A 20,512-nucleotide genomic window follows, 5' to 3' on the forward strand; every position below is an offset into this window, starting at 1 on the left:
CAAAATTAGAAATTCAAAATCAAAATTAGAAATTAGAAAATTGATTGCTGGTGAGAATTTTGACCGCTGGCTGTAGTCAAGTTAAATGTTGGATAGTTGAGCTACTTCAGGAGAATTGAGGTATGTCACATCAACTCTGCCCTGTGCAAAGTTTGAGAGATAAAACGATTAATTCAGACTGTTTATACTCATTTAAATTCAAACTAAAAGAGCGAGTTATTTGTTTAACTCGCTCTTTTAATGTTATGGCAGGAGTCAGGAGTCAGGAGTCAGGAGTCAGGAGTCAGGAGTCAGAAGGAAGAAAAATAAAATATTCCCAATGACCAATAACTAATGACTAATGACCAATGACCAATGACCAATCACCAATGACCAATCACCAATGACTATTAACTATTGTGCAAAAACTCTCGCTGCTGCGGCTACACCTGCGCCAGAATTGAACTTTTCATGGCCAATTTCTAAGAGAACTACTTCCAGTGAGGCTATACAGCTGAGGATATCGCGATCGCTCACAAAACCCAAGTGACCAATTCGGAAAATCTTATTACTCAGATGGTCTTGACCACCAGCTAAAGCAATATCAAAGCGTTTTTTCATCAATGACCGAATTTTATCCGCTTCAATTCCTGGGGTTGCTACGGCTGTAATTGCTGGACTCGCACAATCATCTCCAGCAAACAATGGTAAATTTAAGGCTTTCATTGCTGCACGGGTAGCATTTTTCTGCCGTTCATGACGAGTAAAGATTGATTCCAAACCTTCTTTTTTCATCATCCCCAAAGTGGTGTGTAGTGCCACCATTAAGTTAACTGGGGGAGTAAAAGGAGTTGTATTTTTAGCAGTAGCTTTGCGATATTTACCTAAATCTAAATAATATTTTGGCAATTTCGCAGTTTTGTAAGCTTCCCAAGCTTTGGGACTGACAGAAACAAATCCTAAACCGGGAGGAATCATGTAGCCTTTTTGGGAACCAGAAGCGACTACATCTAAACCCCAAGCATCTACAGGTACATTGTAAGCACCTAAACTGGTGACAGCATCAACGATAATTAAGGCTTGACCATGTTCTTTAACGTGGCGGTTGATAGCTTCTAGATCATTGATTACACCCGTTGAGGTTTCGCTGTGGGTGATAATTACAGCTTTGATTTCCTTGTTGGTGTCTGCTTGCAACTTTTGTGCAAACTTGTCTGGGTCTAAAGGTTGTCCCCATTCTGCGGTAACAGCTTCGACATTGAGACCAAAAGCTTGGCCTACTTCTACCCAACGTTCACCAAATTTACCATTAGAACCAACTAAAATGCGATCGCCGCTTGAGAGAAAATTAATTATCCCAGCTTCCACTGCACCAGTACCGCTAACATTCAGCATTAGTACATCACTTGCAGTTTGATGTAGCCATTTGAGGTTTTCTGTCACCTCACCCATCATGTTGCTGAATTCACTGGTACGATGACCAATAGGATGCTTGGCTAATGCCAGTAAAGCCGCTTCTGGAACCGGGGTGGGGCCAGGAATCATCAACATCAACTTATCGTCCATTATCTCTATCCTAAAAGTCAAATAAAAGTCAAATTTGTGTGAGGATGGTTAAATCGGATGGCAAATTTTAGATATTCATCTACAAATTTCGTCATCAGTTTATAGTACCTGAGAGAGCGACATCTGCTGTAGGTATCAATCAGGAGTAATAACTTTTCCCCCAAGATGATTAAGTGACCAACGATGATCAACCACGACAGCAGAAGCTTGACAAATTTCCTCCAGTCGCTTCTGTTGCGCCGCAGCTTTTCGCATGGTAATAATTAGCTGACTGATCTGATGCCGTAAATCTGAGTTTTGACTTACTGCGCTCATGGTTTGCTTCTCTAAAACTTGAAGTATAAGTTCATAGTGGATAGGTGCAGGTAGAGGAAGTTGCTCCATGAAGTTAGTTTGAGAGTGCTTTCTTTGAGATTTCATCTTACTCAGAGTGTATCTCTTTCCACTAAATTGTTACATAGGAAACAAAGTTTGGGCATTGGGCATTGGTCATTGGGAGATTATGTATTTTTCTTCTGTTCCCTGTTCCCTGTTCCCTGTTCCCTGTTCCCTGTTCCCTGTTGCTGTTATTTACCAAAAAGATTAGTAATTGCCAATTTCGGATCTGGTTGTTTTACTAAAGACTCACCAATCAGCACTGCTGAAGCACCTGCTGTTTCCACTACACTTAAATCTTCTGAGTTATGAAGTCCTGACTCGCTGACTACAAGAATATTTTTTTCCTGCAATTGGCTACCTCTTTCTTTCAGTAGTTGACAGGTAGTTTGTAAGTCAACAGAAAAATCTTCTAGATTGCGATTATTTATACCAACTAAGGAAACACCATCTAAGGCTAAAACTCGATCAAGTTCTTCTAGACTATGGACTTCTATCAAAGCTGCCATTTTTAGCTTGTTAGCAATTTTGACAAAGTATTGTAAATCTTGATCACTAAGAATTGCAGCTATTAATAAAATCGCATCTGCGCCATTAATTCGCGCCAAATACATTTGATAAGGATAAATGATAAATTCCTTACATAGTAATGGTAAATATACGGCAGCACGAACCAAAGATAAGTTTTCAAAACTACCTTGAAAAAACTTGGTATCTGTGAGTACAGAAAGACAACTAGCACCACCGGCTTGATAAGATTGTGCGATCGCTACTGGGTCAAAATCTGCACATAAAACTCCTTTACTAGGAGAAGCTTTTTTAACTTCAGCAATCAGTGCGGGTTTGGTTTTACCTTGACGGAGTGCGGCGATAAAATCACGACTTGGGGGTGCAGAGACTAGCTTTTTCTGCAATTCTGCCAAAGGCAGCTTTTCCCGCATTTTCTCAACTTCTATCTCTTTTTGCCAGACAATTTCTTCTAAAATATTATTTGGTTCTGAATCTGGTAGAGCTATCCTATAGCCCAAAATAGAAACATCAATGGCTTGACTAGGTGAACGACGACGAATTTGCATTTTTTAACAGGGAACAGGAAACGGTGGGAACTGGGAAGTAGGGGAAGTAGGGGAAGCAGGGGAAGCAGGGGAAGCAGCGGAGGGAGGAGAAATATTTATCTTTCTGTCACCTGTCACCTGTCACCTGTCACCTGTTCCCTGTCACCTTCTTCTAACTTGCGATCGCTCTTTTATAAGCTTCATCCAGCACTTCTGATAGTGTAGGATGGGCGTGAACCAAATGAGCCAGGTTCTGCACAGATTGACGGTTAGCTACCGCTGCGGAGGCTTCGTGAATCAAATCTGAAGCGTGTAATCCGAAAATATGCACACCTAAAACTTCACCAGTATCTTTACGGTAAATCACTTTAGCGATACCATCAGCTTCTTTTTCTGCCAAAGCCTTAGAATTACCTTTGAAATAACTCTTACTAGTAGCAATTTCAAAGCCTTCAGCTAAACCCAATTCTTGGGCTGCTGTTTCCGTTAAACCCACATAACTAACTTCGGGATGAGTAAAAGCGGCTGCGGGAATGCTGCGATAGTCTACTTTTTTGCCTTTACCCAGGATATTGTCTACAGCCACAATACCTTGACCAGAAGCCGCGTGTGCCAGCATCATTTTCCCATTTGCGTCGCCAATAGCCCAGAGGTGGGGGACAACTTCACCACCTGAGAGTACCGCCATACTGTCATTAACGGGGATAAAATTCCGTTTATCCAGTTCCACACCCACAGAATCTAAACCAAGATTTTGGGTTGCGGGAATGCGTCCTGTCGCTACTAAACAAGCATCAACTTCTAAAACCTCTAGATCTTCTTTAGTTTGGAAATCTGCCAATTCAATCACCACGGGAGAACCGGGAATTATTCTTTTGGCGTATATTCCCACTTTGGTTTCAATATCGCGGGGAGCGATTAAAACCCGTTCTGCCAGTTTAGCAATATCGCGGTCAAATCCTGGCATTAACACATCTAGGGCTTCAATCATCGTGACTTCACAGCCCAAAGCGGTGTAAATATCAGAAAATTCCAAACCGATATAACCACTACCAATAATCGCTATCCATTGGGGTAAGGATTCTAATTTTACTCCTTGGTCACTGGTAAAGACAGTTTTACCGTCTACTTCAATTCCGGGAGGAACAAAAGGAACAGAACCGGGACAAAGAATGATATCTTGGGCTGTGATGGTTTTTTCACCTTTGTCTGTAGTCACGGAGACTTTTTGAGTCCCAGCGACTTTTCCCCAACCGCGAATGATATCGACTCCCAAACGTTTGAGGCTGTTGGTTAAGTCTCCTTGAATTTTAGAAACAAGATTATCGGCATGATTAGCGATCGCTTGCCGATCAAATTCTACATTACCAACTTGAATTCCCAAAGATTTCAGGTGGTGAGCGTTGCGTAACTCCCGCACCCTTCCCGAAGCCGCCAACAGCGCCTTAGAGGGAATACAGCCCCGGTTGACACAAGTTCCCCCCATGTCTGCTGCTTCGATAATCGCTGTTTTCAGACCATAGTTAGCGGCGTGTAGGGCTGCGCCATGTCCACCTACACCCGCGCCGATAATCACTAAATCGTAATCAAATTCAGAACTCACGTTAGTCTCCCCGTTTTTTTAGCCTACTTGTTTTATAACTGTATATCCCCTCTGTTCAAACATTTCAGCCGGTGCGTTAGTGTTCAGAATGGGGATGACTGGGTAAAATTATAGTTATATTTGGATAATGGGTTTTTAATGACACTGTGCAATTTTAGCGGATTTTCCGATAATTTTGAGTTTCGGTATAGATGATGTGTTGAGTATTTGCTGTATACTGCCTAGACTTAGCTTATATGTATCAATATTCAATATATTTTTGTTTTGAAAAGGCCACAATACGACTTACAGCAGATTTCAGGTAAATGAAATACAAAATTTCAGAAAAAAAGCCATATAACAAAAGACTTTCAACCCTGTTAAGAGTTCCCTGCTGCATATCACAATGAAGTTAAAAATGCTCTCAAAGGATGTTTGAAAAGTTTTGAGGAGTCGAATTTCATGGCAGTTGCCTCACCATAATACGGATCATATTTTGTTTTGGGCAATAACTCATAATCTCTAACCACATAACTTCTAAGTAGGGGAGTGTCAATTCGGTTATTATTGTCCTGAAGGCAGATGACAGAGATGACAAAATTGATGATCACACTTCCAGGCTATCGGGTAAACGAAAAAATCTATGATGGCTCCAGAACCCTAGTTTATCGGGGAATTAAAGAATCAGACCAAAAATCTATTGTCATCAAACTGCACAAAAGCGAGTATCCCACTTTTGCCGAACTTGTGCAGTTCCGCAATCAATACATCATTGCCAAAAACCTCAACCTACCTGGGATTATCTCCCCCATTAGCTTAGAAAACTACCGCAATGGTTTTGCACTAGTAATGGAGGACTTTGGCGATATCTCCCTCAAAGAATACAACAACTCCAAAAACCTCAGCTTAGAAGAATTTCTGAATATAGCCATTGCCATTGCCGAAACTTTAGAAAGACTTTATCATCACCATATCATTCATAAAGATATCAAGCCGCACAATATTTTAATTAATCCCCAAACTAAACAAGTAAAACTAATAGACTTCAGTATCTCCTCTCTTTTACTCAGAGAAAATCAGGAAATTCAAAATCCTAACGTGCTAGAAGGAACCTTAGCTTATATGTCCCCAGAACAAACGGGACGAATGAACCGAGGTATTGATTATCGCACCGATTTCTATTCCCTAGGAGTGACATTTTACGAACTGCTAACCAACAGACTTCCCTTCCAATCAAATGACCCAATGGAGTTAGTTTACTGCCATATTGCTCAAAAACCTATTCCCCCCATTGAGGTTAATCCAGCCATTCCCCAGATAGTTAACGACATCATCATTAAATTGATGGCGAAAACCCCGGAAGAAAGGTATCAAAGTGCATTTGGACTCCGGTACGACTTAGAAAACTGTTTACAAAAATGGCAAACTAACAGCGAAATTACCCCATTTATTTTAGGACAAAGAGATATTTCCGACAGATTTTTTATTCCCGAAAAACTCTACGGTAGGGAAACAGAAGTTTTCACCTTGTTAGCAGCATTTGATCGCATCAGTCAGGGAACCATCGAAATGATGCTGGTGGCAGGATTTTCGGGAATTGGAAAAACAGCCATAGTAAATGAAGTTCACAAACCAATTGTCCGCCAACATGGTTACTTTATTGACGGTAAATTTGACCAGTTTAAGCGCAATATTCCTTTCTCTGCCTTAGTGCAAGCATTCCAGCATTTAATGCGGCAGTTACTCACAGAAAGAGTCGGATCTCTAGCCTCATGGAAGACCAAAATATTGTCAGCATTAGGAGAAAACGGACAGGTAATTATTGATGTTATTCCCGAACTAGAAAGAATTATCGGCAAACAACCAAAAGTTCCAGAAATTCCCCCCACCGCTGCCCAAAATCGGTTCAATATATTATTTGAAAAATTTATTCAAGTATTTGCCAGTAAAGAACATCCCCTAGTTATTTTCTTAGATGACTTACAATGGGCTGATTCTGCCTCATTAAAATTAATTCAGCTATTAATGACAGAGGGAGAACTCAGTTGTTTATTAATAATAGGAGCCTATCGTGACAATGAAGTTCATCTAACTCATCCCCTCATATTAACATTAGATGAAATCCAGAAAAATCAAGCCATAATTAATCAAATCACCTTAGCACCATTAAATGTGCATGACCTCAACCACTTGATTGCTGATACTTTAAATTGTCCTTCAGCAATAGCCTTGCCTTTAACTGAATTGGTGCATCTAAAAACCCAAGGCAACCCATTTTTTGCTAATCAATTTCTTAAATCTCTACATCAAGACGGCATAATTTCTTTTGATTTTAATTCCCGATTCTGGCAGTGTGATATTACACAAGTTAAGTCCTTAGCAGCCAGCAATGATGTAGTTGAATTTATGGCTAACCAATTGCAAAAATTACCAGATAAGACTCAAGAAGTATTAAAACTGGCTGCTTGTATTGGCAATGAATTTGACTTGGATACTCTAGCGATTGTTTATGAAAAATCTCAGGCAGAAACAGCAGCAGATTTGTGGTTGGGGTTACAAGAAGGTTTAATTTTACCTCAAAGTGAAACTTATAAATTATTTCAAGAAGATCCATCATTCAGTAATCAAAACCCAATCATAAATAACCGAGAACAAATCATAATTTATTACAAATTTTTGCATGATCGAGTGCAGCAAGCAGCTTATTTCCTAATTCCAGAAAGCCAAAAACAGTCTACACACCTAAAAATTGGACAACTGCTTTTGAGAAATATTTCTCTAGAAGCACGAGAAGAAAAGATTTTTGAAATTGTCAATCAGTTGAATATTGGCATAAATCTTCTTGATCATCAAGCTGAACGAGATGAACTAGCTCAATTAAATTTAATTGCTGGAACTAAAGCCTTAGCTGCTACTGCTTATACGGCTGCTACCAAATACTTAAATGTAGGAATAGAGCTTTTAGCAGCAGACAGTTGGGATAATCAGTATAACCTAACATTAGCATTATATGAAAAAGCCGCAGAAGCAGCTTATCTCGGCACTGATTTTGAGCAGATAGAAAAATTATCTGAGGTAGTGATACAGCAAGCCCAATCACTTCTAGATAAAATAAAAATTTATGAAATTAAAATTCAAGCTTATACAGTACAAAACCAACTGTTAAAAGCAGTGCAGACAGCTTTATCGGTGGTGAAATTATTAGGAGTTAACTTTCCAGAAAAACCCAGTAATTTAAATATTTTGCTGGGAATGTTGGGAACAAAGTTAACTTTGGCTAGGAAAAAACCAGCCGATTTAATTAACTTGCCGCTAATGAGCAAGCCATTGAAGTTAGCAGCAATGCAAGTTCTATTAAGCGTCCAATCTGCTGTTTATTTAAGCACTCCTCAATTATATCCGTTGATTATATTTAAATTACTCAAACTATCAGTTAAATACGGTAATACTTCTGGTTCTGTAGTTGTTTACGCTACTTACGGATTGATACTTTGTGGCATTGTCGGAGATATTGACACTGGCTATCAATTTGGACAACTAGCTTTAAGTTTGTTAGAAAGTTTAAATGCTAAAGAAGCCAAAACCCAAACCTTATTTCATGTTTATAACTTTATCTTTCATTGGAAAGATCACGCCAAAGAAGGAGTAAAACCTTTATTAGATGCTTATTTTAGTGGACTGGAAACTGGAGATTTAGAATTTGCTGCTTATTCTGCTCATCAATACTGCTTTCGTTTATACGCCATTGGTAAAGAATTAGGCGAAGTTGCTAAAGAAATGCAGACTTACAATGATGCTATAGATAAACTCAAACAAAAAACTGCCCTTAATTACAATCAAATTTATCATCAAGCTGTTTTAAATTTAATTGAAACCCCAGAAAATCCCTGTATTTTAAGCGGCAAAGTGTATGACGAACAGATAATGTTGCCAGTTCATCTGTCCGCAAATGACCAAACTGCTACTTATAATTTATATTTTAATAAACTTATCCTCTGCTATTTGTTTGCTGATTATATACAAGCAATTGAAAACGCAGAAAAAGCCGCAAAGAATTTAGAATCAGTCGTAGGTTCGCCATTTGTTCCTCTATTTTATTTTTACGATTCTTTGTCTCGACTAGCAATCTATCCAGACACTTCAAAATCAAAACGAAAACAACTTCTCGCTCAAGTGCAAGCTAACCAGAAAAAAATGCATAAATGGGCAAAACTGGCTCCAATGAATTATATGCATAAATTTTATCTAGTAGAAGCAGAGCAATATCGAATTTTTGGTCAAAATGTCAAAGCGATGGAATTTTACGAACGTGCTATTGCTGAATCTCGAAAATATGAGTATCTCAACGAAGAAGCCTTAGCTCAGGAATTAGCAGCCAAATTTTATCTTGCTTGGGGCTACCAACCAATTGCTCAAACTTATTTAATTAATGCTTACTACGCTTATGCTCGTTGGGGGGCAAAAGCCAAATTGAAGGATTTAGAAAAACGTTATCCTCAATTACTCATCCCCATATTTAACCGACACACTAACATAAATACTAGCGATACTCTCGCTCAGATGACAAAAGGAACTATTTGTTCTACTAGCACAAGTAATTCAGCAGTTTTAGACTTAGCGACAGTAATTGAAGTTTCTCAAGCTCTGTCTGGAGAAATCATTTTAGAGCAATTACTTTCAACTTTGATGCAAGCAGCCATTAAAAATGCCGGAGCGCAAAAATGTGCTTTTATCTTACAAAAAGCAGGTAATTTGGTAATAGAAGCCACTGGATTTAGTGAAACTACCAACTTAGAAATATTATGCGTAACCTCTTTATTAAAGTCAATTCCAGTTGAATCTAGTTCAGAAATTCCAGTTAGTTTAATCAATTATGTCTCGCGCACATCAGAAACCCTCGTATTCGATGATGCGACTACCCAAAAAATTTTTGCTGCTGATCCCTATATCATCCAACATCAACCCAAATCAGTATTATGTTCTCCTATTATCAATCAAGGGAAATTAGTTGGCATTCTGTATTTAGAAAATAATTTAACCACAGGTGCATTTACTGCTGATAGGTTGGAAGTATTAAAAATTTTATTTTCTCAAGCGGCTATCTCAATTGAAAATGCCAAACTTTATTCAGAAGTCAAAGAAAGTGAGAGACGGTTAGCTCAATTCCTAGAAGCCGTGTCAGTAGGTGTATTTGTGGTAGATGGAAATGGTAAACCTTACTACGCCAATCGTACCGCACAGCAAATTCTTGGTCAAGAAATAGCTACCCATACTTATAATGAACAACATAATGAACAACTGGCAGGACTTTATCAAGTTTATCTAGGAAGAAACCTGAGAGAACGGGATGCTTTAATGCAGGCATTAAAAGGGGAAACGACGACTGTTGATGATATGGAAATCTGCCAAGTAGACAAAGTTATTCCCATAGAAGTTTGGGGAACACCAATATTTGATGAGCAAGGCAATATTGCTTATGCTATTATCGCTTTTCAAGATATTACAGAACGCAAAAAATCCCAAGCAGAACAAGAAAGATTCACTAATGAACTTTTTCAACTTAACCAAGCTTTTTCCCGCTTTGTGCCACGTCAATTTCTACAATTGTTGGAAAAAGAAAGCATTGTTGATGTCCAATTAGGCGACAATGTACAGCAAGAAATGTCAGTATTATTTTCTGATATTCGCGACTTCACAAGTATATCAGAAACTATGAACCCGGAAGATAATTTTAAATTTATTAACTCCTATCTAAGTCGCATGGAACCTGCCATTATCGAGAATCAAGGTTTTATTGATAAATACATTGGTGATGGAATTATGGCATTGTTTAGTCGCAGTGCTGATGATGCGGTAAAAGCAGCTATTGATATGTTGTCAAGGGTAGTTGAATATAATCAAAATCGACAAAGTGTGGGGTATCCGGCCATTAAAATTGGGATTGGCATCAATACAGGTTCTTTGATGTTAGGTACGGTCGGTGGACAAAACCGCATGGATGGGACCGTGATTAGTGATGCTGTTAATTTAGCTTCCCGTATTGAAGGATTGACTAAAAATTATGGGGTGTCACTGTTAATTAGTCACCATACTTTTTCCCGGTTGGAAAATGCTAACCAATATCATATTCGTCTGATTGACAAAGTGAAAGTTAAAGGTAAATCAGAAATGGTGTCAATTTTTGAAGTCTTTGATGCTGACTCACCGGAATTGCGAGAGGGTAAGTTAATGACTCGCTTAATCTTTGAAGAAGCTTTATTGCTCTACAATAATCGTTATTTTAGGGAAGCAGCAGAACTGTTTAAAGATTGTTTGCGCTGTAACCCAGGAGATCGAGTTTCTCAAATTTATGTAGAACGCTGTCAGCAATCGTAATTTGGAAATTAGCTTAAATTATAGGGTTTTCCAGCAAAAGTACGGTCAAGCTAAATTCTATTGCTGGTTATTGCGCTTTGGTGTACAATCTAACAAAGTATTCAATTAAACACAGTCAACAAGGAAACATGGTACTACAAGCAGGATGGCAGCAAATCGGCCAGCAAGTTTCTCAAATCATTGCCAAAGCATGGCTAGACGCTGAGTTTAAGGAAAAACTAATTAATCACCCCAGAAAAATGCTGCAACGCGAAGGGATCGAAATCCCTGAAGGTGTGGAGGTGATTATTGATCAATCCACATATAACTGGAGTGTTGGTTCGGAAGCAGGTTATGTAGTTTGGCGTATCCCCGTACCACCAAAACCGGCCAATATTTCAGAGGAGGAACTATCAGTTTGGACGAAAGAGAACTTTTCCAAAGAACTTGAGGGAATGATACCCGCTTGCTGCTAAACATCGCCCGTGATGTAGAGCGCAAAACCGATGAATGTTAAGTGAATCGACCAGCTTTTACTAGCGGTAATCTCTTTGCAATTCCTCCTGATAGAATACCCGGTTGCTGCTAATAGTTAGCGAAAGTTAAAAAACCCGTTTTTTACAGCCAATACCTTTACCAAAAGGCTAAAGTCCCACTTAGATTGTATTGAGTTTCTTGGCAATATCTACGCAATTGAATTGCCCCCATAGTTGGGAGGGGAGTATGATTCTTCTCTCCCAAGTTTGAGGGTATGGCCGCAAACAGCACTTATAATATAACAACCATGACCTCCACAGAGCAGGGTTAAATAAAAACTATAATTTAGGGTCATGATTCTTCAACCAAGATTTAAGCATTGCTTTCATATAGAAGTAGTAGAACCAGAAGGTGTCTTTTTACTCTGGGAGCAAGATCCTATATTTTTGACCGGACAAATCTATCAAAAATTAGCTCCTTTGCTGGATGGTTCTCACACAGTAGAAGAGTTAGTTAATTTACTGGCAGATAGAGTATCTGCGCCGGAAGTTTACTATGGTTTGATGCGATTAGAACAGCAGGGTTATATTGTTGAAAACCATAGCAATTTATCTCCTGAAGCAAGCGCTTTTTGGGATAGCTTACCCATAAATAATCAGCAAGTATCTTATTTGCAATCAACAGATGAAGTAGGGATAACAACCTTTGGTAATATTCCCACTCACTTATTTGTATCAAGTTTAGAATCATTGAATCTTCAGGTAAATCAGCAGGGAAAATATCAGGTTGTTTTAACAGATGATTACCTGCGGGATGAACTGGCTATTTTTAATCAAAAAGCACTCCAATTACAGCAACCTTGGATGTTAATTAAACCAGTGGGAACTGTGCTGTGGATTGGTCCGATTTTCCATCCTGGAAGAACAGGTTGTTGGGAATGTTTAGCACAGCGATTAAGAGGCAATCGTCCTGTAGATGCGTTTATCCACCAAAGAAAAGGAAAAGCCGCTTCTTTCCCGACTTCTAAAGCTGCGTTACCTTCTACTCTGCAAACTGCATTTGGTTTAGCGGCAACAGAAGTGGGGAAATGGGTTGCACAGGCAGAAAATCAACCCTTAGAAAGTCGGGTCATAACCCTAAATCTGCGATCGCTAGAAATGGTTTCCCATCAGTTAGTTCAGCGTCCCCAATGTCGCAGTTGTGGCCAAGTTGAATTATACGCTCCTACTCGCTCTTCCATCCCCATCAATTTACAAAGTCGTCCCAAAGCCTTTGTCGAAGATGGTGGCTATCGCAGCCTCACCCCAGAAGAAACCTTAGCAAAATACGAACATCACATTAGTCCGATTACCGGAGTCGTGCGAAATCTCAATCGCCTTTCTCACCCCACCCACCGCTGGAATCACACCTATGTAGCTGGACACAACTTTGGTCTCATGTTCGACGACCTTTATTTTCTGCGCCAAACAGTCAGAGGTCGCAGCGGTGGTAAAGGTAAAACCGTAAACCAAGCCAAAGCCAGCGGTTTGTGCGAAGCCATAGAACGCTATTCTGGAACATTTCAGGGCGACGAAATCCGCATTCGCGCCACTTATCAAGACTTAGGTAAAACAGCTATTCATCCCCATACCTGCCTAAATTTTAGTTCCAAACAATATCAAAATCGACATCTTTGGAATGTCAATTGTCCCCCCCATCAAAAAATACCAGAACCCTTCGATACCTCTCGAATAATTGATTGGACTCCCATTTGGTCTTTAACGGATCAAACCTTCAAATATTTACCTACAGCTTATTGCTATTACGGTTATCCTCGCTCTCAAAGTCCCGATTGCTGGGCAGACTCCAACGGAGCCGCCGCCGGCAATAATATGGAAGAAGCTATTCTGCAAGGTTTTATGGAATTGGTAGAGCGGGATAGCGTTTGTTTGTGGTGGTATAATCGCTTGCAGCGACCTGGTGTAAATTTAGCAAGTTTTGATGACCCATACATTCGGGGATTACAAGAATATTACCGCACAATTGAACGCCTGATTTGGGTTCTTGATGTTACCAGCGATTTTGGCATTCCCACTTTTGTCGCTATTTCTAGTACTTTCGATCAAAAAGTTAGTCAACGATTGTTAGGTTTTGGAGCGCATTTCGATGCCAAAATAGCAATTACCAGAGCTTTAACTGAAGTTAATCAATCACTCCCCTCGGTTTTAGCAGCACGGGAGACAAACTCTGACTCAAACAATCATAAATCGGAGCAAACCACTATTGAAGATAGTGCCTATCTTTTTCCCCATCCTCACCTACCTGAAAAGATTTCCTCTGACTATCATCAGTTTGTCCATGAAGATTTACTCGATGATGTTTTAGCTTGCCAAAAAATTGTAGAAAATAAGGGAATGTCTATGTTTGTATTGGATCAAACTCGTCCCGATATCAATTTAAATGTAGTCAAAGTGATTGTTCCTGGGATGCGCCATTATTGGCGGAGATTAGCACCGGGAAGACTTTACAATCTCCCCATACAGTTAGGATGGCTCTCAGAACCGCTACCAGAAGAAAAACTAAATCCTCAATCAATTTTTTAGTTATGATAAAAACCTTTGGAAGCTTTATTTTTAAACGCAGAGGTTCGCTGAGGTAAACGCAAAGTGACGCAGAGTTTTTATTGAAGTTTTCGCTTTGAATTTTGTTATCCTCATAAAGTCGAGATATTAACCGTTTTTAGGATAATTTGTTAATTATAAGTAGCCATCATGAACTGCGTACACCAGAACACATGAAAAAGAACTTCTTATTCCCCTCCTCGCTTGCGGGGAGGGGTTAGGGGTGGGGTTTTATTCTCAAGTCAGGTGGGCAGAATAAAACCAAACTATCTAAAGAAAAGTAAATAAGGCTAAAAACCTTTTTCTCCCTGCCCCCTGCCCCCTGCCTTATCCCAACGACAATTTTTAACGCCAACCTACTTATGTCTGAAACTTCCATCCTTTCTTTTTTACCTAACATATCTCTAGAGCAGCAAAATCAGGAATGGGTGCTTCACTGTCAAACTGCAACCTACTCTAAAAATACGCTTTCTTTAACCAAGTGTTCTCTGGGAATATTGAAAGCTTGGCAAGCACTTTGCGGTGAGGGAGGAACGCGAGAACAACTGAGTTCTCTGGTTCAGGAAACTGATGGATTCTCTAAGCTGCCTGAATTTTATTATTATCTTGAACAATTTGAACGCCTTGGACTGATATGTCAAACTTTCTGTGCAGACGGAACACCGCTAGTCAAGGTGGTTCCTCTTGTACCTGCACCTATATTTAAAATTCAAGTTAAAATTCAAGAAGTTTCTCCCCAATATTCTTATGTTTTATCACGGTTTGCTTATTTGCATCGCCATAACAATCAAATAGTATTGGAATCCCCCCTATCTAAGGTGCAGTTGGTAATAGCAGATTGGCGAGGAGGTGCTATTTTAGCTGAACTTAATCAACCATGCTCTTACTCTCAACTTTGCGAAAAAATATCTGGCATTTCTGCAAATGTCGTCCAACAATTTCTCAATTTGCTGGACACAGCCAAGATGCTTTCGGAAGTGGAAACAGGGGGAGAAATTGCCGAAGATCAACAGGATGCACTTGTGCAATGGGAATTTCACGATTTACTTTTTCACAGTAAAGTCAGAACCGGAAGACATCGCCAACCAGTGGAAAGAACCTATCGCTTTTTGGGCAAAATTCCCCCACTTCCTGCTATTAAAAGTCAGGTAACGGACAGTGTTATTTCCCTATATCGACCGGATATAGAAGCACTCAAAAAAGATGATTTATCTTTTACTTTGGTTTTAGAAGAGAGAAAATCAATTCGAGATTATGGCGACCAAGTAATTAGCGATCGCCAATTAGGAGAATTTCTTTACCGTTCACTCAGAGTTAGAAACATCCTCAAAATAGACACACAAGAACTGAGTAATCGACCATATCCCAGTGCCGGAGCTTGCTATGAATTAGAAGTTTATACTATAATTAATAGTTGCGATCATATTCCCTCTGGTTTGTACCATTACAATCCTCAAGAACATCAACTTTCTTTAGTGTCTCCTAGAACTTCTCAAGTAGAAGCTTTACTGGTGGAAGCAGCGCAAAATAATCATCATGAACAAACTCCTCAAGTTCTAATTATTTTAGCGGCTCGATTTTCTAGAATCGCCTGGTATTACGAATCCATTGCCTATGCTAATATTCTGAAAAATGTAGGCACTGTATTTCAAACCATGTATTTAGTGGCAACTAGTCTCGATTTAGCCCCTTGCGCTATTGGTTGCGGCAATGCAGATTTATTTGCCACTGCCGTAGGCACAGACTACTATGCTGAGTCATCTGTTGGCGAATTCGCTCTATGTACCAAGCCGTCTTAGAGAATGTTTGAAAAGTGAAATTGTAGGGTGGGTAAAGCCCTTGCGGGCATGGCTTCGCAAGAGCGACAGCGTAACCCACCATTAAGCATCAATATTCATGGTGGGTTACGGCGCACAATAATAATTATCTTATAGAACCCATGATTGTTTGTTGCGCCTAAGAGGTTGTTTGAAAAGTATTAGATGAAACCAATAATTTCCAAGAACCTAACCCCCCTGCCCCCCTTCCCTACCAGGGAATGGGGGTTTCAAAGCCTCTCCCCGCGTCGGGGAGAGGTTTGGAGAGGGTTTTATTTATACATTAAAAACTTTTAAAACATCCTCTAACCCACCCTACAAAATAAAATCTCATGTCTCGTCCAAAACGCAATTGTAAACCAGGTTTCTGTTATCACATCACTACCCGTTGCAATAACCGCGAATTTCGACTTACACGGTTAGAATGTCGTGAAGTTTTTCTTTATGCGATTAAAAAAGCACAACAAAAGTATGGTTTTAAACTCTATGCACTGTGCATTATGAGTAATCATGTTCATTATCTCCTAGAACCAAAACAGCCAGAAGAATTACCAAAAGTTATGCACTGGTTAAACTGGTACACTGCTATGTGTTTTAATCGAATGCTGAACCGCACAGGGCATTTTTGGGAAAAGCGATATCACAGTACAGGTTTTGAGAATACAGATTATCGTCGGGCGTTAAATACTTTGCGATATATCCACGCTAACCCGAAAGCAGCAGGAATACAGCAAGGATTTTTTTATGACTTTAGTAATTACGGTACTCATGACCGCTTGAGTAATGATGGTATCACTCAATGGCATCCGGCATTTTTGCAACTGGGGAGAACTTTGGAAGAATGTGCAGCTAAATATCGCGGGTTTTGCAAGAGGTATAAACCAAAGGCCAAACCAGAAAAAAGAAACTATTGGGGAAGTCGGTTTTTACCGTCAATGAAGAAAAGCGGTAAGGGGAAGAAGTCACCCGGACAGATGAGTTTACCGTGGGATAAGCAAAGGGTAACGGAAAGTACAGAGGTGCAGGAGGTAGCAGAAAAATTTATCCACGCAAATAGCTTTTTCTCTGCCGTGCCAGGTAACGAAAATCGCAAATGTTGATTCTAGCGTGGGAAAGAGGGCTGTAATAAATATTTACAAATTTTGGAAAGCCTTAGATGTTACAGTTTACAAGTCTCGATGCGAGAGAAGAGAGAAGAGACCTACTCTTTAAATTTATTAAACTAAGGTAAATAATATCAAAAGGTAAGTGTCCGACTACTTTAAGGTAAATAATATCAAAAGGTAAGTGTCCGTGGGGAGACGCATCATAGGTAACTTCATCTTTCCATCCTACTTTTTCCACAAATTTTCCCCAGGCATCTGAATAATACTTGCCATCAGCCTTACCACCCACGCTCAAGTATATCTCCTTTTGGACGCTGAAGCCAAATTTTCCTTTACTGTATTTTACCCACAATTGGTCAATTGTGCGGAGGTCTTTACATGGGAAATTTAATAATTCATCGCTTGTAAGCCAGTCCCCAGACTTTTTACTTACAGCTTTAATCATAACTTCGTAGGTTTCTTTATCTGCTTCCTGCCATTTTTGTGCTGCTAGTAGGTCACGCAGTGTGGTGTAGTCTATACCTTTTTCTGAGGATAGGTTATCAGTTTGAGGTGGAGTTGGTGGTGTTTCTGGGGGATTATTTGCAGGTGAAATTAACCTATCATGAATAGGTTTTACATCCTCATCTCTTAAATTTAATAGTTGCTGTAAGTCTTTTAAGACTTTATGTTTTTGTTGTTCAGGAATTTTTCCATCACTAATAATTTTTGTGTAATTTCCTTCATATAGTCTGAGGCTTTCCTGATATTTTTGATGTGGCTCTAAGACTTGTTTTTCAATTTGTCCAGCGTCATCATCTGATAGTTTATATATTTCTTGTACTACTTTTAAATACTCCTTCAATGAACCAGTAATTTCACCGTTAATAACTGATTCTTCTACTTTCTTGCGATACTCTAATTTTAATTTTAAATCACCTTCAAGTTTTAATTTTAAATCACCTTCAAGTTTTAATTTTAAATTTAAATCACCTTCACTTCAAGTTTTAATTTTAAATCACCTTCAGGTGCTTTTGCTATTTTAATTTTGTAGCCTTCTTGAGAAGTCTCAATTTGTGGTTTCATCGCGGGTGCTGCTTCATGTACCTTTTTAAAGGCAAACTCATGAAGTTCTTGAACAGAAATATAACCATCATTATCAGTGTCAGCCGCACCAGTTTCAATACCTTCAACAATATAACTGGTATAAATTCCACCTGATGATTCTTCTTGAGAATACTCAGTAGCACTAGAAGAAGCCAAAATTGCCCTTCCTTCACCTCCCAACTGAGTTTTAATATCTACAGTAATATCAGCACTTCTGACCGCTCTTTTCATTGCAAAAGCACCGCTAAAGCAAGAGTCAAGAATTACAACCATTCGCCGAGAACGGCTTTCGTTCATTCTATCCTTTATCCAAGTAGCCTCAGTAGCAGTAGCCTTAACCAAGTTTTTGTGGATATCTCGCTCTGTCTTGCTATTTGTTATGTAGAATTTATTACTATTAAAATCAAGGATACCGTGACCAGCAAAGTACAATAGTACCAAGTCATCTTTATCTCGGTTGGAAAAAAGCTGTTCAATCGCTTTTTCCATCTCTATTTTTTCGGGGTTTTTCAGGACTGTGACATCATCTTTAGCAAAGCCACCCATATCTAGATGCAGTAAAACTCGCTGCATTTTTTCTAAATCTTGCACAACCCCATTTAGCTGACTTAATCCATGTTGATATTCACTCACCCCTATCAGCAGTGCAAACTTCCTCATTATCTAGTCCTGTTTGTTGTTAATAAAATCCTGTGCTTTCTGATAAAAAAATTCAAATTCTTCTTTGTTGTTGATTTCTAGACTGATTTCTCTACCATCTGAGGCTTTAACATTAAATTTAATTGGTTGCTTAACCAAGCGTTTTAAAACCCCAAACAATTTTAAAGCATTGGCTGGTTTTACCTCAGCCATTAACCATCCTGGTATCAAACCTGCACCTCGGCCGTCCTTTGGGGGGTTGGGGTCAATAACTCCCCTTACGTTTTCTACTTCGTCTAGCGACTGGAGTGTATTCCGTAGCTTCTGCACTTCCTGATTCTTGTCTTCGTCGTCTAAGTCTGTATCAGTGAAGGCAATGGTAATTTGAAAATTGGATGTGTCCAACATAGTAACAGGCTGTTATTACAAATTTATTCATAAGTATACCAATATCAGCCCGATAAATTACGTTAATCAGGTAATTTTTGCCACTTTTTAGCGCTAAAGTCCAATTTTAGCGATCGCTAAACCTTATGTGGGAAAATAACGATAAATCTCTTTTCGATGCAAAACCCTTTGAAATATTAGTGTTTCACTATTAAAAATAATCCCAATTCGATAATCACCAACACGAATTCTATAAGCATCATCATATCCCTGACGCTTTCCTAGAACCCTTGTAGAGACGTTCCATGGAACGTCTCTACATTCTTTTCCGGAGATGTCTATTACTGATTTCTTCAAAATTTCCTATTTGCGGTATTTCTTCAAAAGCAAGAGTTTTAATAGACTTATAATAAGGTGTACTTTTAAGACTCTTCAAATCTTTTATAAAGCTGGGTAGATACTGGGTATTCACTCTGATTCTAATTCTGCTAAAGCTTCATCAAGGTTAAGTGGTGTTTCATGTTTTACTTCTTGCATTGCTAGGATGAGTCCTTCATCTTCAATTGCTTCTAGCAAGCGTAAATAGTCATGAAAATCTATAACTACTTTTCTGACATTACCTTCAATATCAGTAATCAATTCTTGAGCAAAAGGATATTGTTCGGCTTGCATCGCTGTTTTGGTGTTTGTTGCCATAATATAACTTTAGCCTAAATAACATTTTACAAAAAGCCGCAATTAAGGTTTCTGTACTTACTGATTCTTTACCGCATAAAAAATTGACCCAGAATGTTTGTATCAATCCAGGTCAACTGAAAATATTTAAACCTGTTTCAGAAACGGAGAGGGAGGGATTCGAACCCTCGTATACATTTCTGCATAACAGACTTTCCAGGTCTGCGCCTTCAACCACTCGGCCACCTCTCCAGGTGCCATGAATTTCAATAATAAAACAAAAACCCAAAAAATGCAAATATTAAACAAGATATTTTTACAATGAATCCCCAACCGGAAGTCAGAGTCAAGTCGTAGTCAAGTCAGGGTATAGAATGTTGCCCTTGGGATTTTGATTCTCATCAATTCTCAACAAGAAAAGAAGAATACAGCTTCATTCGTCCAGTCCAGGTGCAGCTTCTTCTAAGGGGCGAAAGTATTGATAAATCAAGCTTCTTGAAAATCAGCCGCACCAGCTTGATAAAAGTTCATCCAGACTCAATTGAGATTAGTTAGCGATAGAGTCAATTATTACCAGATGAGTTGGCGGTCTTTGCCCCTTCGAGCGCATCCAGGCGATAATTCTGAATTTCATTCTGAGCTACTATCTCAGACCTGAGTAACTTAATTTCAGCACCCATATCAGAGACCTTGCTACCAATGGAGAAGCCACCGGTGATTAAATAAAGTCCTGACTGTGTGGCAATAGTCAGGACGGTGATCAACATCGTCAGTCGTTCGGTACTCATAATCCTGGAAAAGGTGAGAGCGATCG

General features: G+C 39.2%; 15 protein-coding genes and 1 tRNA gene. 6 read left to right on the forward strand and 10 right to left on the reverse strand.

Annotated elements, in window-relative coordinates:
• Positions 1-122 precede the first annotated feature (122 nt).
• Positions 123-323 carry a hypothetical protein gene (locus tag A9Y75_RS27770; protein WP_143046450.1) on the forward strand — a complete coding sequence of 67 codons (201 nt, stop codon included), beginning with the start codon at positions 123-125 and terminating at the stop codon, positions 321-323.
• A 70-nt stretch (positions 324-393) separates the two neighbouring features.
• On the opposite strand, the gene A9Y75_RS18270 is transcribed toward A9Y75_RS27770, so the two are convergent.
• The 4 genes from A9Y75_RS18270 to lpdA all read right to left on the reverse strand — a co-directional run bounded on the left by A9Y75_RS18270 (position 394) and on the right by lpdA (position 4,578).
• Positions 394-1,545, reverse strand: coding sequence for an alanine--glyoxylate aminotransferase family protein (locus tag A9Y75_RS18270; protein ID WP_071190970.1), 1,152 nt, complete (start codon positions 1,543-1,545; stop codon positions 394-396).
• A 135-nt stretch (positions 1,546-1,680) separates the two neighbouring features.
• A complete protein-coding gene (locus A9Y75_RS18275; protein ID WP_071191222.1) occupies positions 1,681-1,929 on the reverse strand; it encodes a DUF5340 domain-containing protein in 249 nt (82 codons plus the stop codon).
• A gap of 182 nt (positions 1,930-2,111) precedes the next feature.
• Positions 2,112-2,996 carry an indole-3-glycerol phosphate synthase TrpC gene (gene trpC, locus A9Y75_RS18280; protein ID WP_071190971.1) on the reverse strand — a complete coding sequence of 295 codons (885 nt, stop codon included), beginning with the start codon at positions 2,994-2,996 and terminating at the stop codon, positions 2,112-2,114.
• A gap of 151 nt (positions 2,997-3,147) precedes the next feature.
• Positions 3,148-4,578, reverse strand: coding sequence for a dihydrolipoyl dehydrogenase (gene lpdA, locus A9Y75_RS18285; RefSeq protein ID WP_071190972.1), 1,431 nt, complete (start codon positions 4,576-4,578; stop codon positions 3,148-3,150).
• A gap of 570 nt (positions 4,579-5,148) precedes the next feature.
• Here lpdA and A9Y75_RS18290 point away from each other — a divergent pair.
• The 5 genes from A9Y75_RS18290 to A9Y75_RS18310 all read left to right on the forward strand — a co-directional run bounded on the left by A9Y75_RS18290 (position 5,149) and on the right by A9Y75_RS18310 (position 16,905).
• Positions 5,149-10,932 (forward strand): AAA family ATPase, encoded by a 5,784-nt coding sequence (locus A9Y75_RS18290; protein ID WP_201788427.1) that lies wholly within the window; start codon positions 5,149-5,151, stop codon positions 10,930-10,932.
• Between the two features lie 128 nt (positions 10,933-11,060).
• A complete protein-coding gene (locus A9Y75_RS18295; protein WP_071190973.1) occupies positions 11,061-11,387 on the forward strand; it encodes a hypothetical protein in 327 nt (108 codons plus the stop codon).
• A gap of 354 nt (positions 11,388-11,741) precedes the next feature.
• Positions 11,742-13,970 carry a TOMM precursor leader peptide-binding protein gene (locus tag A9Y75_RS18300; RefSeq protein WP_071190974.1) on the forward strand — a complete coding sequence of 743 codons (2,229 nt, stop codon included), beginning with the start codon at positions 11,742-11,744 and terminating at the stop codon, positions 13,968-13,970.
• A 380-nt stretch (positions 13,971-14,350) separates the two neighbouring features.
• On the forward strand, positions 14,351-15,787 hold the full coding sequence (locus A9Y75_RS18305; protein WP_071190975.1) for a SagB family peptide dehydrogenase: 1,437 nt from the start codon (positions 14,351-14,353) through the stop codon (positions 15,785-15,787).
• 350 nt (positions 15,788-16,137) lie between these two features.
• Positions 16,138-16,905, forward strand: coding sequence for a transposase (locus A9Y75_RS18310; RefSeq protein WP_071190976.1), 768 nt, complete (start codon positions 16,138-16,140; stop codon positions 16,903-16,905).
• A 52-nt stretch (positions 16,906-16,957) separates the two neighbouring features.
• Here A9Y75_RS18310 and A9Y75_RS18315 read toward each other — a convergent pair whose 3' ends face one another.
• The 6 genes from A9Y75_RS18315 to A9Y75_RS18345 all read right to left on the reverse strand — a co-directional run bounded on the left by A9Y75_RS18315 (position 16,958) and on the right by A9Y75_RS18345 (position 20,486).
• Positions 16,958-17,755, reverse strand: coding sequence for a GUN4 domain-containing protein (locus A9Y75_RS18315; protein WP_071190977.1), 798 nt, complete (start codon positions 17,753-17,755; stop codon positions 16,958-16,960).
• 119 nt (positions 17,756-17,874) lie between these two features.
• Positions 17,875-18,657, reverse strand: coding sequence for a caspase family protein (locus tag A9Y75_RS18320; RefSeq protein WP_071190978.1), 783 nt, complete (start codon positions 18,655-18,657; stop codon positions 17,875-17,877).
• A gap of 3 nt (positions 18,658-18,660) precedes the next feature.
• The gene (locus A9Y75_RS18325; RefSeq protein WP_071190979.1) at positions 18,661-19,044 is read right to left on the reverse strand and encodes a hypothetical protein; all 384 of its coding nucleotides are present in this window, start codon (positions 19,042-19,044) and stop codon (positions 18,661-18,663) included.
• 447 nt (positions 19,045-19,491) lie between these two features.
• The gene (locus tag A9Y75_RS18335) at positions 19,492-19,719 is read right to left on the reverse strand and encodes a hypothetical protein (protein ID WP_236721458.1); all 228 of its coding nucleotides are present in this window, start codon (positions 19,717-19,719) and stop codon (positions 19,492-19,494) included.
• 144 nt (positions 19,720-19,863) lie between these two features.
• A tRNA-Ser gene (locus A9Y75_RS18340) sits at positions 19,864-19,950 on the reverse strand.
• 311 nt (positions 19,951-20,261) lie between these two features.
• A complete protein-coding gene (locus A9Y75_RS18345) occupies positions 20,262-20,486 on the reverse strand; it encodes a hypothetical protein (RefSeq protein WP_071190980.1) in 225 nt (74 codons plus the stop codon).
• Between the last annotated feature and the right edge of the window lie 26 nt (positions 20,487-20,512).

This window comes from Trichormus sp. NMC-1 (assembly GCF_001858025.1).
Classification (GTDB): domain Bacteria; phylum Cyanobacteriota; class Cyanobacteriia; order Cyanobacteriales; family Nostocaceae; genus Anabaena.

Excerpts from the sequence above, each read along its gene's own strand:
- A9Y75_RS18290 (WP_201788427.1), top strand. The coding sequence starts at position 5,149 with ATGACAAAATTGATGATCACACTTCCAGGCTATCGGGTAAACGAAAAA.
- A9Y75_RS18345 (WP_071190980.1), bottom strand. The coding sequence starts at position 20,486 with ATGAGTACCGAACGACTGACGATGTTGATCACCGTCCTGACTATTGCC.
- A9Y75_RS18335 (WP_236721458.1), bottom strand. The coding sequence starts at position 19,719 with ATGGCAACAAACACCAAAACAGCGATGCAAGCCGAACAATATCCTTTT.
- A9Y75_RS18325 (WP_071190979.1), bottom strand. The coding sequence starts at position 19,044 with ATGTTGGACACATCCAATTTTCAAATTACCATTGCCTTCACTGATACA.
- A9Y75_RS18320 (WP_071190978.1), bottom strand. The coding sequence starts at position 18,657 with ATGAGGAAGTTTGCACTGCTGATAGGGGTGAGTGAATATCAACATGGA.
- A9Y75_RS18305 (WP_071190975.1), top strand. The coding sequence starts at position 14,351 with ATGTCTGAAACTTCCATCCTTTCTTTTTTACCTAACATATCTCTAGAG.
- A9Y75_RS18310 (WP_071190976.1), top strand. The coding sequence starts at position 16,138 with ATGTCTCGTCCAAAACGCAATTGTAAACCAGGTTTCTGTTATCACATC.
- A9Y75_RS27770 (WP_143046450.1), top strand. The coding sequence starts at position 123 with ATGTCACATCAACTCTGCCCTGTGCAAAGTTTGAGAGATAAAACGATT.
- A9Y75_RS18300 (WP_071190974.1), top strand. The coding sequence starts at position 11,742 with ATGATTCTTCAACCAAGATTTAAGCATTGCTTTCATATAGAAGTAGTA.
- A9Y75_RS18270 (WP_071190970.1), bottom strand. The coding sequence starts at position 1,545 with ATGGACGATAAGTTGATGTTGATGATTCCTGGCCCCACCCCGGTTCCA.
- A9Y75_RS18295 (WP_071190973.1), top strand. The coding sequence starts at position 11,061 with ATGGTACTACAAGCAGGATGGCAGCAAATCGGCCAGCAAGTTTCTCAA.
- A9Y75_RS18275 (WP_071191222.1), bottom strand. The coding sequence starts at position 1,929 with ATGGAGCAACTTCCTCTACCTGCACCTATCCACTATGAACTTATACTT.
- trpC (WP_071190971.1), bottom strand. The coding sequence starts at position 2,996 with ATGCAAATTCGTCGTCGTTCACCTAGTCAAGCCATTGATGTTTCTATT.